This is a genomic window from Amycolatopsis sp. (assembly GCF_035276945.1).
In the GTDB taxonomy this organism is placed as follows: Bacteria; Actinomycetota; Actinomycetes; order Mycobacteriales; family Pseudonocardiaceae; genus Amycolatopsis_E.
This window is the reverse complement of sequence record NZ_DATELF010000142.1, coordinates 22,873-37,943: the sequence shown is the minus strand read 5'-3', so window position 1 is coordinate 37,943 and position 15,071 is coordinate 22,873. Positions and strand designations below refer to the sequence as shown.

11 protein-coding genes are annotated in these 15,071 nt (G+C 69.2%); 3 read left to right on the top strand and 8 right to left on the bottom strand.

Going from position 1 to position 15,071, the window contains the following annotated elements:
* Positions 1 to 41: 41 nt before the first annotated feature.
* The 5 genes from VJT49_RS24760 to VJT49_RS24740 form a co-directional block, all read right to left on the bottom strand.
* Positions 42 to 650 carry a hypothetical protein gene (locus VJT49_RS24760; RefSeq protein ID WP_324167310.1) on the bottom strand — a complete coding sequence of 203 codons (609 nt, stop codon included), beginning with the start codon at positions 648 to 650 and terminating at the stop codon, positions 42 to 44.
* 97 nt (positions 651 to 747) lie between these two features.
* Positions 748 to 1,284, bottom strand: coding sequence for a hypothetical protein (locus VJT49_RS24755; protein ID WP_324167309.1), 537 nt, complete (start codon positions 1,282 to 1,284; stop codon positions 748 to 750).
* A gap of 861 nt (positions 1,285 to 2,145) precedes the next feature.
* Positions 2,146 to 3,099, bottom strand: coding sequence for a diacylglycerol/lipid kinase family protein (locus tag VJT49_RS24750; protein WP_414636086.1), 954 nt, complete (start codon positions 3,097 to 3,099; stop codon positions 2,146 to 2,148).
* Complete coding sequence (locus tag VJT49_RS24745; RefSeq protein WP_324167307.1) at positions 3,096 to 3,767, bottom strand: phosphatase PAP2 family protein; 672 nt, start codon at positions 3,765 to 3,767, stop codon at positions 3,096 to 3,098. Before VJT49_RS24745 ends, VJT49_RS24750 begins: the two co-directional genes overlap by 4 nt.
* Complete coding sequence (locus tag VJT49_RS24740; protein WP_324167306.1) at positions 3,706 to 3,864, bottom strand: hypothetical protein; 159 nt, start codon at positions 3,862 to 3,864, stop codon at positions 3,706 to 3,708. The genes VJT49_RS24745 and VJT49_RS24740 overlap by 62 nt, the downstream gene beginning before the upstream one ends.
* A 1,493-nt stretch (positions 3,865 to 5,357) precedes the next feature.
* On the opposite strand from VJT49_RS24740, the gene VJT49_RS24735 reads away from it, so the two are divergent.
* A complete protein-coding gene (locus VJT49_RS24735; protein ID WP_324167305.1) occupies positions 5,358 to 5,819 on the top strand; it encodes a DoxX family protein in 462 nt (153 codons plus the stop codon).
* Between the two features lie 146 nt (positions 5,820 to 5,965).
* Here VJT49_RS24735 and VJT49_RS24730 read toward each other — a convergent pair whose 3' ends face one another.
* Positions 5,966 to 8,932 carry an AAA family ATPase gene (locus VJT49_RS24730; RefSeq protein ID WP_324167304.1) on the bottom strand — a complete coding sequence of 989 codons (2,967 nt, stop codon included), beginning with the start codon at positions 8,930 to 8,932 and terminating at the stop codon, positions 5,966 to 5,968.
* Between the two features lie 11 nt (positions 8,933 to 8,943).
* Complete coding sequence (locus VJT49_RS24725) at positions 8,944 to 12,822, bottom strand: CHAT domain-containing protein (protein WP_324167303.1); 3,879 nt, start codon at positions 12,820 to 12,822, stop codon at positions 8,944 to 8,946.
* A gap of 147 nt (positions 12,823 to 12,969) precedes the next feature.
* Here VJT49_RS24725 and VJT49_RS24720 point away from each other — a divergent pair, with 147 nt between their 5' ends.
* Entirely contained in the window at positions 12,970 to 13,335 is a 366-nt protein-coding gene (locus tag VJT49_RS24720; RefSeq protein ID WP_324167302.1) for a hypothetical protein, read from the top strand.
* Positions 13,332 to 14,222, top strand: coding sequence for a hypothetical protein (locus VJT49_RS24715; RefSeq protein WP_324167301.1), 891 nt, complete (start codon positions 13,332 to 13,334; stop codon positions 14,220 to 14,222). Before VJT49_RS24720 ends, VJT49_RS24715 begins: the two co-directional genes overlap by 4 nt.
* Before the next feature lie 88 nt (positions 14,223 to 14,310).
* Here VJT49_RS24715 and VJT49_RS24710 read toward each other — a convergent pair whose 3' ends face one another.
* On the bottom strand, positions 14,311 to 14,871 hold the full coding sequence (locus tag VJT49_RS24710; RefSeq protein WP_324167300.1) for a dihydrofolate reductase family protein: 561 nt from the start codon (positions 14,869 to 14,871) through the stop codon (positions 14,311 to 14,313).
* Between the last annotated feature and the right edge of the window lie 200 nt (positions 14,872 to 15,071).

Sequence of the window (15,071 nt, the reverse complement as noted above, 5' to 3'; positions counted from 1 at the left end):
GGCGGGCTCGCGGGGCAGCACAAGCCGGCCGCCGGGCCGGCTCAGTCGGCGGCCAGGTCCAGCAGTGGTTTCAGCGCCGGGTGCTGTAGCGCCTCCTCGGCGCCGGGGGTGTCCAGCACCTGCTGGAAGGTCTCCTGCAGCCGCTGGGCCTTGACGAGTTGCGGCATCGTCCAGGCGCTCAGCTGGTTGAAGTACCCGGTGGCCGGGCTCTGCACGGACTGGACGATCGCCTTGAGTCCGCCGACAGTGCGCTTCATCTGCGACTCGATTTCGGGGTTGTCCAGGCGGAACTTCTCCAGCCCGCCGGACGATTCGAGCCACGCCGACACGTCCGTGTACTGGGCGGTGTGCTGCAGCCAGTCCACGAAATGCTCGATGCCGATCTGGACGAAATCGTCGAAGTAGGGGTCCCAGTCGTTCTCGAAGGTCGTGGCCCACATCAGCCGTTGCCCGTTGTCGAAGATCACGTGGCGGCTGTCCCGCAGGCCGGTGTGGAGGTTCTTCTCGGAGGGGACGTTGCGTAGCACGTCGGCGAATCGCTGAGTCGCCGCGCGCAGCTCGTCCTCGTGGCCGGGCAGGACGTTCCAGTAGGTGGCCAGTTCGGACACCAGTCCGTCGCTGAGGCCCTTCCCCGACTTCACGCTGGTCATGGTTGTCATGGCTTCCTTCCTGTCTGTGCCGTGGTGATGGTTTCCCCGGACAAGCCGTACGGTCCACGTGACTGGTGGCGGGCTCGGACTTGCCGGCTCAGTCGGCGGCCAGGTCCAGCAGTGGTTTCAGCGCCGGGTGCTGTAGCGCCTCCTCGGCGCCGGGGGTGTCCAGCACCTGCTGGAACGCCTTCTGCAGAGCCAGTGCCTTCCAGACCTGCTTCACGGTCGGCTCGGGACAGGCGCGGACAAAGTTGCCCGCCACCACCGTGCGCTCTTTGAACCACTCTTTGACGTTGGGGGACTTGACGCCCGGGTAGCCCTGGACGTGCTGCCAGGTGTCGTCGAAGTTCCGTCCGATATCCGTGGTGGCGAAGTCGTCGATGTACACGTCCCACGGTCCGTCGAAGCTGCTGGCGAACACGAGTCGCGTGTCACCGTCCAAGAGCACGAACCGCGCCTCATGCAACGTGCCGATCTGGTTGATGGCCTGCTGCGTACGCGGGCCGGTCATGTGCCTTTCCAGGGTCTGTCGCAGTGCCTCTTCGTGTCCCGGAATGACGTCCCCGACGACCATGAACTCCGATCGCGCTCCGACTTTCGGCCCCGCCCGGTACTCGTTGATCGCCGTTGTCATGATTTCCTTCCCTGTTCCGCCTGTTCCGCCTGTTCCGCCTGTTCCGCCTGTTCCAGCCGTCCGACCCATTCGCGTTGATCGCGAAGGGTCCTTCCGCCGGTGGCCTTCCGATCCAGATGTCGATCGCACCCGTGAAAACGCACGTCGTCTCCGCGGAGAAGGCACCGCTCAGCCTGGGGCCACCGGCAGCCGCGCCCGTAGCTCGCCTCCGCCAGTACAAGGCTTCAACGCCTTCGACCTCGGCAGCCGCTCGGCATGGCCAGACACCGACGACGCTAGGGCGCCGCAGCCGACATGGAATCCCCGGAATCCTCAGTCCGATTTCGTGTCGCGACCGCACGAGCAACGCCGACTTCCCCACGCCGGGCTGCCCGCGGAGGACCAGCGCGCCGCACATCCCCGCTCGCACGCTGTCGAGCACCTGGTGGAGCGCCTGCTTCTCCGCGCAGCGGTCGAGCAACCGCACCCGACAACCGTAGTCCTGTTTGCCCTTTCGCGACGAGGGGCGACGCGGAGAGAACCTGGGCTCCGTTCGTGATGGGGACTTCGGCCCCTACGTGCCCCCCGGTCGCCTGATCAGGCGCTGGTCGCGGGCGGGCAGGACGGAGGCATTGACAAGGACCGCCCGCAGGTGTGCCGCGACTCTGGCCGGCGTCAGCTGGTCGAGGACCGAGTGTGACCGTGGCCGATCGCGGTTGCCAGCGTGGCAGCATCTTTCGTGTCCCGGCTCGTGCTGCCCGACTCAAGCCCGTGTGGGTCGCTTGTGGACAATGCGGCAAGGACCGGTTCCTGGCACAGGGTCCTCGGACACCGGGGCATGTGGCCAGCACGAGCGGCCCAGGGCGGCCGCCATCCGTTTTCTCAAGATCCCCGCCGCGGTGGTTTGGGTTCATGTGGGATGCCCGGCCGGTTTCTGGGCAGCAGCAGTTGCAATGCGCCCGGCCTGATTTCACACCGGGCTGGAAGGGAGAGCGTCACGGGTTCGCCGTCGATCCCGGCGAGCAGGTGGGGCGCCGCGCCATAGACCGTGATGCGGGGTGCGGACCAGGTGATGACCGGCACCGGGCGTCCCGCAATCCCCGGTTGCCGCAGCGTGGCGCGAAGGTGCAGCAGCAGATCGGGTGGCGTGTCGGTCGGGCGCTTGAGCACGATTCCACCGAGCAATCCGGTGTCGAGTGCGAATCGGCGGCCCAGGTAGTGCGGCGTGGCGATGTGGTAAGGGTTGTTGGACACCAGCAGCACTTGCGGGAATTCGATCGTCCCCTCGGGGGTGTCCACATTGGCTTCGACCCCGTGCTGTCCCTTGACGTACTCGGGGGCGATCGACGCGAAGGTGCGTAGCTTGGCCTCCCGGTATCCGGGCTCGAACAGGGCGTCGGCATAGGCGCCGAATGAGACATTGTTGACGAAGACCCGCCCGCCGATCAGCCCGAGGTCGACGCGCGCGGGATCGCCGTCGCACAGGGCGTCCAATGCCGAGGCCGGATTCCTGATGTCCATGCCCAGGTCCCGGGCGAAGTGGTTGCGTGTGCCCGCCGGGATCACCACCAACGGCAGGCCCGCATCGGCGGCCACAGCGGCGACGGCCGACACCGTTCCGTCGCCCCCGGCCACTCCCAAGACCTCCATCCCCTCCGCCGCCGCGAGTCTGGCCAGCGACGCGGCATCATGATCGGCACTGGTCACTCGCACCTGCGCCCCTGTGCGCTCGGCCAGTTCCCTCAAGCGGAAGCGCGCCGGTTTGCCGCCGCCTGAGCGTGGATTCATCACGACCACCGCCTTCGGTGGTACACATCGGTCGGCGCCGGCCGTCACCGCCGCCGCCACCTCAGTTGCGCCCGGCCACTCGTCAGGCGATCGGCCACGCGCCGGACAGTCCAGGCGCACAGGCCACCAGCCAGTGCGCCCGCGGCGATGTCCGACGGGTAGTGCATCCCCGTGTGCAGGCGCGAATAGGCGACTCCCGCGGCGGCGACGTGTAGGGGAACCCAGGTCACCGGAACAGCCTCCCCGACGGTGGACGCGAAGGCGAACGCGGACGCCGCGTGGCCCGAAGGGAAGGAAGTCGACCCAGGGCGGCGTACCCGACGCGATGCCGGTGCCTGCCCAGCCGGCCGCCAAGGCCGCCGGCGCCGGGCCATCGGCTTCAGGACCAGGTTCGTCACGCCCGATGCCAGTCCGATGGCCAGTACGCCCTGACACGCCGCCCGCCGCCCCGCACCGCCTCCCACCACCGCAAGCGCGGCGGCGATGATCAGCCACAGGAGCGAATGGTCAGCCGCGCGGGACAGCCTCACCAGGAGTCGGTCAAGGACGGGGGTCGCAGTACGGGCGACGGCGTCGTAAGCGGCCCGGTCCACGGCATCGAGTTCAGCCCGCACCTCGGACGAACACCGGCCGGAACCGCGCGGCGTGTCGTCGTCAACCGCTGGTGGCGAGCTCGTCCGCGGCCTTGCGAGTGAGAACCGCGTCAAGCGCCGCATACTCCGCCTCCTCAATGGCGGCGATGGCATGGGCGACCGCGAATTCGGCGTCAGCCTCGGCCAGGTCGGCCTGCCTCGCAGCCTGCTTCACGTCCATCTTGTGTCGTTTTTCCTCGATGCTGGACCGGATCTGCTCAGCGCGCCTGTCCCACGACTCCTGAACGTCACGCCACCAGGAAGCGACGTCGGACTTCGTCTCCTCGATCTTCTCCCGTAGTTCTTGGCTGCGCTCCTCGGCCGAGGCGCGGGCCCGGGCGACGTTTTCTCCACTTCGGCACGCTGGCTGGTTGTCGCGGCCCGGATTTCGTCCTTGACTTCCTTGGCCCTGGCAGACATGGTCGCCAGCGCGTCTGATACTGCCATCTCCTCACTCCAATTCGTTGATTTGTTCCCGGCACGACCTGGTATGCGGGGCACGGACATGACCGTCGCCTGACGACGCTACGCAGCAGGCGAACGGGGCATATAGGGCCGGAAGTCCCGACCACCAACTCACGGTTTCGGCAAAGTTGGGACCTGTTCCGGCGGCTGGGTCATGGCGCTGACCATGCCTGGCCGCTCGGCGGGATGCAGCCGTGGCTGCTCCCGCGGGGTGACGAACGTGCCACAACCGAGGGTGACCCGGACCAGGTTCACACAGGTCGGCACTGGTATTCAGCGAGGCAGCACCGTCACCGAACTGGGCATGCCCGGCTCCCCCGAGATCACCGGCCGCATGCCCACCGGCGGGGGTCACGATGTCGAGTGTGTCCCAGAGGCAGATGAGGCAAGACGCGACCGGGGCTTGCGGACGAGGAGCCACGCATTCCAGCGTTGCTCGGTGAACGCGACCATCGTGCTGAACGTCGCCACCCTGGCGATCTCCATCACGGCACTCGTCATTTCCATACTCCTGACCCTCCGGCAACTCCGCTTGACCCGTGGGGGGGAACCACCTGCCAGTGGTCCTGAACGCTTTCAAAGAGACTCGCAGCGCGGGGGGCGAGATCGTTGAACTGATCGAACCTCCCATCCACGGCGGGGAATTGTGGGTCATCGAACTAAACCGTGCTGCTGCTGTGAGTCGACTTTGTGTCAAGTAGGCCAGGGTTTTGCTCGCATTCTGACGGCTCGGCGCTTTGCCGTCCATGCTGTGGCGACACCCGCCATGACCAGCCCGCCACCGGTTGCCCGCCTCTCGCCGCGCTGTGCGGGCGACTGGACTGGCAGGTGGGCACTCTGGTCGATCTCGTGGCGTCGCTGGCCCGCAGCGTCACTCGATGTCACGGTCGGGTGCCCGCCCTCGGACAGTTTCGCTTGGGGCGCCAGGTTGTTACTGTCGTTGACGTTGAGGCTGTAGGACAGCTCGAGCTAGATGGCGGCCGGCCTGCGTCAGTGCGCCGGGCCGGGACGGTACGTTTTGAAGATCCGGGGTGCCGTTGCCCGACATAGTCGGCGAGGACCTGGATGCCGTTCTTCGTGTTTCCGCGGGAACTTGGCCCAGCCGAGGTGGCCGCCTGTCCGGTCACCCGGAAACGCCCGCGGGTGCCGTCGATTCGGCCGTTCCACAGCCGACGTACCGGAAAGCACCCGACCGGAGAGGAAGGAGCAATGACAGACACATCCACCCCCACGACCACGCGTGCTTCGTTGAACGGAACGGTTCTGGCCGCGGTCCGAATGGTCGTGTCGTTCCTGTTCGCCACCCATGGCGCACAGGGCCTGTTCGGCGCGTTCGGCGGCATCGACGGGAATGGCACCGCGGTGCCGCCCGGATCCTGGCCGGCCTGGTGGGCGAGTGTGCTCGAACTGGCCGGCGGCGTGCTGGTATTTTTTGGTTTGGCCACCAGGCCGGCCGCGATCGTGTGCTCCGGCGTGATGGCCTACGCCTACTTCACCGTGCACCAGCCGGTGGGCTTGCTTCCCCTGCAGAACATGGGGGAACCGGCTGCCCTGTTCTGCTGGATCTTCTTGCTGATCGCGGTCTTGGGGCCCGGCCGGTACTCGCTGGACGCGGTTATCCGGAAGCGGCGTGGCCGCGCGCCGAGAGCCGAACAGATTCGCGTGGGCTGATCTTGCTCAAGAACCGGGATCGCGTCGAGCCGCTCGACCGCGCCGCCGATCATCAAGCAGTACCCGCGCTCCAACACGAGCGGTGGCGGGGGTCGGTTGTCCGGCGGAGGAACAACCGGCTTGCCATGTTTCCTCGTCGGTCACGGTCACTCGCTCCCTGAAGTGTCGGCAGCCGTCCGGTGTCCGTCCCCGCTGAGCTGTTCCATGAGGATGGTTTCCAGGCGAACCGGGATGTCGGCGGGAGTCCATGCCTCGCGCCGGGCGCGGTGGGCCAGGCGCTGGTAGTCGTGTTCGGAGCGGTGGAGGACCAGGTGCCGGAACTCCAGCAGCGGGCGGTACCTGCCGCGCAGGTCCTCGTCGTGGTTTCTGATCAACCGGACCAGGTCGTCCTCGCCCAGCCGCAGGTCCGTGACGCCGACCAGCAGGTTTTCCGGCAGCGTGTACTGCTCGGCCAGCGTCGGCAACAGTTGCCGCGGGACGTAGGGGGAGTTCAGCGCGGGCTGGCGGGCCGCCCTCGCGGTGAGCCGGAAGTCGCCCGCGAGCACGGGCAGAAGCCCGGCGGTGGGGAACATCGTGGGCGTGCCGTCACCGGACGCCAGGGACACCGGCTGCCCGGCCAGCAGCGGGGCGATGGCCCGTTGGAAGCCGGTTCGGATGGAGCCGGCCGTGGAGTTGGCGAGCGCCCGGTCGACGTTGTCGCACAGCAGGATCCCGTACCGGGCCGATGCCGGACGGTGCCCGGCGCGGCTCGTCAGCTCGGTGACGGCGCTGGCGTACCACTGGCCCGCGTCGCCTTCGGCGAGCTGGGTGGCGTCGAGCACGGCCCACGGCACTCCCCAGATTTCGGCCAGCGCCTCGGTCAAGCTCCGGCGCTGCCTCAGGTAGGGGTCGACGACCAGGGCAACCGGTGAGCTCCGGTCCGCCGGATCGCGGTAGTGCCGGCAGCTGAGCACGGCCAGTAGCTCCTGGACATCCCGGCTGCCCGGCACCTTCTCGGCCAGTGCCGACTCCACCTTGCGCGGGGTCAACGTGGTCGCTCGCGCCACCGCCGACGACGAGACACCCGACTTGCCCAGCTCCCGCTCGATCAGCTCGCCGTCGACGATCAGCTGCGGGCCGTCGTGGTCCGGCCTGCGTACCATCGTGGGACCGAGAACCCGCTCCAGGATGCTTCGCAGGGCCCGTGCGCCGACCGCGCCCTGGTGGGCTTCGATCGCGATCCGGAGCAGCGCGTCGCTGGTGAAGACGGGATTTTCCCAGCCTTGCAGGTTCAGCAGCGACCGGTATTCGGCGATCAGGCCGTTGCGGGGGTTGCTCATGATGTCGATCAGCTCGCGTTCGCTCAGCGCCTCGGTGGCGGTGATGACGGGGAACCGGCCGACCAGTTCCGGCAGGAAGCCGTAGCTGACGAAGTCTTCGGGCAGCGCCTGTCCGGGGAGCACGGCGGCCGCAGGCGTGCCGAGCCTCGCGGCGACGTGCCGGTCCAACCCGTTGAAGGCGCCGAGGCAGATGAACAGGATGTTGTGGGTGTCGAGCTGGTACACGGCGGTGCTGTCGCCACCGTCGCGCCCCCCGCTCTTGGCGACCTCGACGCGGGTGCCCTCGACCAGTTTGAGGAGTTCCTGCTGCACGGTGGCTCCGGTGGTCCGGGTCCGCTCACCCTGGTTGAAGGCGAGCTTGTCGAACTCGTCGACGCAGATGATGCCGTATTCGGCACGGCGCAGGTTGAAGTCGCTGGCCACGAGCAGCTGGTACAGCAACTGCCGCACGTCGGTCCCCTGGTACCCGGTCTCGGTGAGCACGGTGGCGTTGCCGATGACCGACGGTACGCCCAGGAACTCGGCGATGGTCTCGACCAGCATCGTCTTGCCGGTGCCGGTCGGGCCGGTCACCAGGACGTTGGATTTCCTCAGCTCGATCGGCAGGTCGGTGAACGTGGTGGCCGCCGACAGCCGCAGGTAGTGGTTGCTGACGGCGACGGCCAGCCGTTGCTTGGCCTCGGCCTGTCCCTGCACGCTCAGGTCGAGGTGGTCGAGGATGCGCGCCGGCGGTACCCCATCGACCTGCGGCAGGATCTTCGCCTTGGCCTGGACGAAGTCGGCGTGCTCCAGCGGCTGGCCGGGCAGCAGCGGCCGGTCGTTCACCCGGAGCCGGTCCTTGGCCGCGGTGACCGCCCAGCGCACGAGCTGGGCCAGTTCCGCGCCGGTGAAGCCGCCGGTTCCCCTGGCGATGTCCGTCATCGTGATCCCCTCGAGCGGCCGGTCGCCGAGATGCTTGCCGAGGATGGCCACGCGCTGCTCTTCGGCCGGCAGGGGGAGGTCGACGCGCAGGCCGAACCGGCCGGGCAGGAACAGAGCCGGGTCGAGGACCCGGGGGCGGCTGGTCGCGGCGATGACGAAGACCCGGCCGTTCAGCTCCAGATTGTCCATTTCGGACATCAGCTGGGCGAGGGTGCGGTGGGCCTCCTGCTCTCCGGCAAAGGCCGAACCGGGGCCGGTCACCGCCGGGCGTTCGGTGGCGAGCAGATCGATCTGGTCGATGAAGAGCACGGCGGGCCGGTCCTGCCTGGCCTCCCGGCGTATCTCGGCGAACACCTCCCGCATCCGGGCGGACCCCATGCCGATGAGCAGTTCGTGGAATTCCGCGCCGCTGTAGGAGAAAAGCGGAACGCCGGTCTCACCGGCGACCGCGCGGGCAAGGGTGGTCTTGCCGCACCCGGAGGCGCCCGTGACCAGGACGGCTCGGGGCACGGCGTCCCCGAGCACGCCGGTGGGGCTGCGCAGCCACGCGACGACCGGCGCGAGGCTTTGTCTGGCGTCCTCGATCCCGCCGAGTTCGGCCATCCTGGCGCCGACCGTTTCGCCCGGCCGGCTCAGCGTCGCGGCGGGGAGCGGGTTCTGGTTCTGTTGGATCGTCTGGCCGGCCTTTTGGACGGCCCGCGCCGAAGCCACGGCGGCCCGGAAGAACACGAAGACGAGCGACCACAGCGGCAGCCCTACGCCGAGCAGGAGCACCCACTGCTCTCCGCTGAGGTGGGGCAGGTGAAGCCGGTTGCCGAACAGCACCAGCGCTATCCCCGCCAGGTAGAGCAGCCACGCGAAGAACGCCTTCATCGCCCATCCCCTCATGGTCCGGTGTGCATGTAGGGAGCCCACAGCAGTGGCGCCAGCGGGTGGCTGTCCCGTAACCGTCGCACCGCCTCGTGCACCGCGAACGCGACCTCCGCGGTGTCGATCTGGCCGTCGTCGCCGGTCAACTGCCCGTAGACGTCGGGCGAGAACTCGGCCGCCGTGCTGTCGGCGACCATCCACTGCGCGGCGATGACGTGCGGGTAGCCCGCGAGGTGCATCGCCGCCGCGACGGTGATCGCCTCGTCCGCGAGGTCCTCGTCCCCGCGCGCCGTGTCGCAGCAGGAGAGAACGGCCAGGCGGGCGCTGGACAGGCGCAACGCCACCAGGTCGCGGATGGTCACGGGCTGGTCCTGCAGGACCAGCCAGGCCCGGGACGGCGACCCGGGGGCCTGCACCGCGTGACAGGCGAAGTGAACCCACGGGCTGACGTCGAGCAGCCCCATGACCGCGTCCCGGATCGCGCTCTCCTCCACAAGGGCGCGGGCGGCCGGGAACCGGTCCAGGAAGTCCTCGGCTTCGTCCACCGCGCCGGGCAGGTAGGGGAAGCCCGGGGTGTTCGGCATGGACACCAGCAACGGCCGGGCCTGGTCAGGCAGCCGTGGCGGTTCCTGCGCTCGCAGGCGGGCCAGTGCACGGACTGTCGGCGTGTACGACGAGACGACCCGGTCGATCACCGTCGCGGGCCGCTCCGCTCGCCGGGTCGAGTGGTCGCCGGAGGCGTGCAGCGGGAGGAACACGGCCTGCCCGGTCGGACACCACCACAACCGCGTCCACGGCTGTCCGGCCGAGGTGATGCCGATGCCGTCCAGCACCGGGCCGGTCATCGCGTGCCAGATCCACCGCAGGGTCTCCCCGATCACCTCGCGGGCGCGCAATCGTGCGTCCAGGCTGCCACCGTCGCCCGAGTTGAGGACTTCCACGGCCGTGGTGAACCGGACCGCGCGGGTGGCGACCTCGTCGGAGGTCAGCTCGGCCAGCGGCACGACCTGGACCGCGCCCCGGTCGATGACCAGCGCGTCGCACCGGTACCGGCTGACGTTGACCAGGACGACGGGTCCCCCCTCCGCCGCCTTGGCCAACCCGGAGAAGGCCGGCGGCCGCAGAAAGTCCTCGAACCCCGGCAGCCGCCGGATCTCCGCCAGCGTCTCGTCGCGTTCGCGAGCGAGCTGGTGCCGCCGGTCGACGGCGGCCGGCTGGCTCGAGGCCGGGCCCGTCCCGTCGTCCAGCCCGGCCGACACCCGGGCCAGCCGCTCGGCCAGCTCCGGTGCCCGGTCGCGCAGGTCGTCGTGCTCCGCGCGCGTGTCGAGCGCCTGCGCCAGCAACACGCCCCGGCCCTGTTCGAGCAGCTCCACGGCAAGTTCGGCACGACCGGCCTGCAGGGCACAGGCCGCGGCGTCGCCGGCGATGCCTTGGCAGTCCGCGAGCAGCCGCTCCTGGTCGTCTCGGTCGAGGCCGCGCCATGCGACCAGGTCGAGCAGGCCGACAGCGGTGGCGAACCCCGTCATGGCGGAGGCGAAGTCACCGGAATCGGCGGCGGCGCGGCCCCAGTCACGGGCCGCCATGGCCCGCCACGTCGCCGGCGCGGCCTCGATCAGGGCAGCTTCGCGCAACGCCTCGACGATCGCCCGCTGCCGCTCCGCGGTGCCGTTGCTCTCGGCCTGATGCTTCAGCGCCTGCGCGAAGTCGGTCAGGACATACGCGCGCCTGCGGCTGTCCTTCGGAATCGAGTCCAGTGCGGCGCCCATCAGCTCGACCGCCTTGTCGAGCTCCCGTGGCCGCCCCTCCAGCCGCGCCCGAAGGTGCATCGCCGTGCCCAGACTGGCCTGCCAGAACGGGTGCTGGGGATGGTCGGCCGGCGCGGAATCCACCGCTTCCCTCAGCACCTTCACGGCTTCGGCGAGGTTGTCGGCGAGCTCCGGGGGAAGCGGCCGGTCCGGTAGGGAACGCGTACGGCGGACGAGCTCCGCCATGGTCAGTTCGTCCAGTATCGCGGTGTCGTCGAGGTTCCGCGTCATCGACGACATCAGGGAGTCCTGCTGTGCGCTGATCCCGTCTTGGACCCTGGCGAGCAGGGCCATACCGAGCGAGGACAGGTAGCTGGACCGGCTCGGCGCGGCGCCGGCCATCGCCAGCGCCGTGCGCAGCAGTTCGACGGGGTCGCCCTTGCCGGAGGGGTGGTGCATGAGAATGGTGGCGGCGTTCTTGTGCACCCCCGCGCTCCAGATCCCGCCGGTGCCGGTGGCGGACACGGCCCGCCGCAGCAGCCGGGTCGCTTCGTCGAGCGCGCCGCTGTCCCCGACATGGTTGGCGCGGTGCATCAGTGCGCTGCCCAGCGCACTGAGCCTGGCACCGCGGTGGGCGTGGTCTTCCCCGGTCAGCTCGGCGGCGTGGCGCAGCTGGGTGATCGCGTCGTCCAGGTCGGTGAGTTCGCCGGTCGTCTCGAACCGGGACACCAGCGCCGCACCGAGGTTCGACAGGCACAAGCCCGCATAGGGATGAACATCGGGGGTCAGGCGCACCGCGTCACGGTGCATCGCGATCCCTTCGTCCAGCAGGCGCAGGTCACCGCGCCGTTCGAACAGGTAGACCAGCGTGCCGCCCAGATTGGTGAGCACCATGGCCCGGGCCGGGTGGTCGGCCGGCGTCTCTCGCAGCGCTCTCCGGTGCGTTTCGAGCGCCTCGGCCAAGAGCTCGTCGCGCGGCCGCAAGTGGTACTCCAGGCGCAGCGCGTTGCCCAGGTTGCTCAGGTGCGGCCCCCGGTCGGGATGGTCTGCCGGCAGTTCGGCGCAGGCCGCGCGAAGCACCTGGACCACGTCGCGCAGGTCGGCGGCGCTGCCCGTGATCTCCATCCTGCGGCCGAGCGTGGCACCCAGGACGGACATCAGGGTGGCCCGTGCGGGCCGCGGATCCGGCATCGCGGTCAGTGCTTCCCGCACCGCGGTGATCACCTCGTCGAGCACCTCGATCGTGCCCAGTGCCTCGGCACTGACCGCCATCTGGTGTGCCAGCTGAGCCAGGTAGTCAGGCAGCAGAGCGTGGCCGGCCGGCAGCGCCCGCACGAGGCGGCGGAAGACCTCGATCAGCTGGGCGGTCGTCGGTTTGCCGAACACGCTGTCCGGGCCGTCCCGCAACACGTCACCCACCATCAGCGCCGCCTGGCGCCGGGTCAGGGGGTCGGCGTCGGGCAGCCGTTCGCGCAGGATCGCCAGCAGCGGTTCCAGCCGTTCGCTGCGCTCCGGCAGGTCCACCCGCCAGATCAGCGTGTTCGCCAGATCGATCACCCTGGACAGGTAGTAAGGGTGATCGGCCGGTGTGATCTCGATCAGCTTGGCCAGCAGGGACAGCGATTCGTCGAGGTGCTTCTGCCGATCGGGATGGGTGTGGCCGAGGGTCAGGCTCGTGCTCAGATTCGCCATCGCGCTCGTCCGCACGTCGTCATCGGCTTCCGGTGCGGTCATCGCCTCGCGGTAGCAGGCGGTCGCTTCCTCCCACGCCTCCAGGCTGGTGCGCAGCTTGAAAATGTTGAAAAGCGCGTTTCCCAGTCCGAGACGTACCTGTGCCCACAACGGCGAGCCAGGTACGGCCGCGGCCACCGCGCGCCGGTGCACCGCGACCGACCGGTCGATGTCCGCGGGATCGCCGAGGTGGTCGAACCGCTGGGACAGCGCGTCGCCGAGCAAGGAGAGGTACTCGGGCAAGACCGGATCACGGGCGGGAAGCAGCTCCACCGCCCGGTCCAGACACATCACGGCACGGTCCAGCAGACCCGGTTGGGGATGCCGCACGAACTCCGCCATCGCCAGCAGCGCGCGGTCGTGCGCGTTTCCGGCGCCCCGCCGACGCAGCCAGTGCGGGCCCAGCGGTAGTCCCATCCGAGTCTCGCTACCCTTCGTGGTCACCCTGATACGGGCCATTCCGGCAGCAAGTCGTCGAAAAGAAGCAAGCCGTTACATCGAAATGGCGCTCGATTATTCCGAACGTTTGCGCTTCCGGGGGGCGCTTGGGGTATACCTTTCGCCATGTCTGCCGAACCCGCCGAACGGCGTGCCCTGGCCGAGTTCTGCGAAAGCCTGCCCGAGCTGAGGCGGCAGGCGTCCGGTGAAGGGTGGCAGGACGAGCTGGATGAGAAGTGCTCGCAGTTGCGGGCGGCGGACCGGCCGGCCACCGAGATCATCAAGGCGTTGCTGGGAATGCTGGGGCTCGCCGCGGTCGCCCGCGGGTCCGGGGGCCTGGTGTCGCTGCTCGGCGCGCGAAAGGCGCCGCCACCGGCAGGTGCGTACCGGTGCCCCCGTGACCGCTGTTCCCGGACGCGGGAACGCGAACCCAGCGGTCCGATTCCACGCTGCTCACTGTTTTCCGAACCGCTCCGGTTCGGCGCACCATGACCGGATTTCTCGCGAAGCTGGGTGAGAAACTCGCTGAACGGTGGGTGGCCCAGCTTGCCTTGCCCGGAGCGCTTTTCCTCGCCGTGGCCGGGCTGGGAATCGTCCTGGGCCACGGGCGCGCACTACGAGCCGACCAGCTCGGGCCGGTGGCCGAGAAGGTGAGCACCGGGTTGGGCCGCGCGCCGGTGGCGCTCGTCCTCGGTGCGGTGGCGCTGCTGCTGGCGGCCTTCGGCGTGGGGTTGTTCGCCCGGGCCGCCGGGTCGGCCGTCGAACGGCTGTGGTTGATCGACTCCCCGAACCGGCTCGTCGCCCCGTTCGTCACGCGCCGCCGGAACCGCTGGGGCGACGCCCACGACGACTACCGGAACGCGACCCAGGAGCCAGCGGAACCGGCAGCCGATTTCGAACGGCGTCGCGGCGAGCTCGCGGCTGCTCGTAACCGGATTTCGCTGGCGGCCCCGTCGCACCCCACCTGGATCGGCGACCGCGTCAACGCCGCGCATCTGCGGGTGCTGCACGAGTATGGTTTGGACCTCGCCGCGGTGTGGCCCCGGCTGTGGCTGCTCGTGCCGGAGGAAACGCGGGTGGCGGTACGGGAGGCCCGTTCCTCTTTCACGGATGCCGCGGTGCTCTCCGGCTGGGGTCTGATGTATTTCGCTGTCGGAGTTGCGTTGTGGTGGCCGGCCGTCCTCGCCGGTGTCGCACTGACGGTGATGGGACAGCGGCGGGGGCGGGAAGCCGCCGGCACCTTCGCCGACCTCGTCGAGTCGACCGTCGACCTCCACTGCGCCGAACTGGCCGAGAAGCTGCGGATCCCTTTGGGGGACGACCGGGTCACCGAAGGGGTGGGGCAGCAGATCAGCGAACGCCTGCGCAAGGGGGCCTGACGCCTGCGTCCTTCTCTTTCGCCGCGGCAGGCTCGACCAACCTGACGCCGCGCAGCAGGTCGGTGACGCGGGCGCTGGGTATGGCTGGTCAGGTCGCCGGGGTGGCTTGCTGGTCGGGTGCCGGCCGGTAGCAGAGGAGGGTGATGCCTGAGTCGAAAACGGTCGTCGCGATCAGCCGCAGCCGGGCCTGGCGGCCGTGGAAGGGCCGGTCGCCGGTGCCCCAGACCGCGGGCTGGACCCAGAAGTGGATCTCGTCGGCGAGTCCTCGGATGGCGAGTTCGTAGGCGAGTTCGCCGCAACCGAAGGAGATCAGGTTCCCGCGGTGCCGGCGCTTGAGGTCGGTCACGCTCTCGGTGAGGTCGCCCTTGATCAACGACGCGTTCCAGTCGAGTGGTTCTCGCAGGGTCCGGGAGGCGACGTACTTGGGGATGCTGTTCACCCGCTCGGCGAAGCCGGTGTCGTCGGTGATGGTGGGCCAGGCACCGGCGAGGCCCTGGTAGACCTTGCGTCCGAGCAGGAACGCGTCCGCGGCCAAAAGCTGGTCGAACTTGTGCCGTTCGCCTTCGCCGCCGAGGATCGCCCAGTCCTGGGGTGAGGGCCCGATGACGCCGTCGACGGTGATGTGGGTCGAGATGATCAGCTTTCCCACGGAAACCTCCACAGTCGGGTCCGGCCGGTTGCCGGACGAAACGAAACGTACGAGGGCGCGGCCTCCGGAGGGAGGGACCGGCCGACGGTGCGGAACTCATCGTTGCTGCGCGGACGGTTTGTACCCGATTGGAGTCGATCCGGACCGCCGCGTGAAAAACAGGACCGGCGACGGGCCGGGTGCGGAACCACGCGACAAAA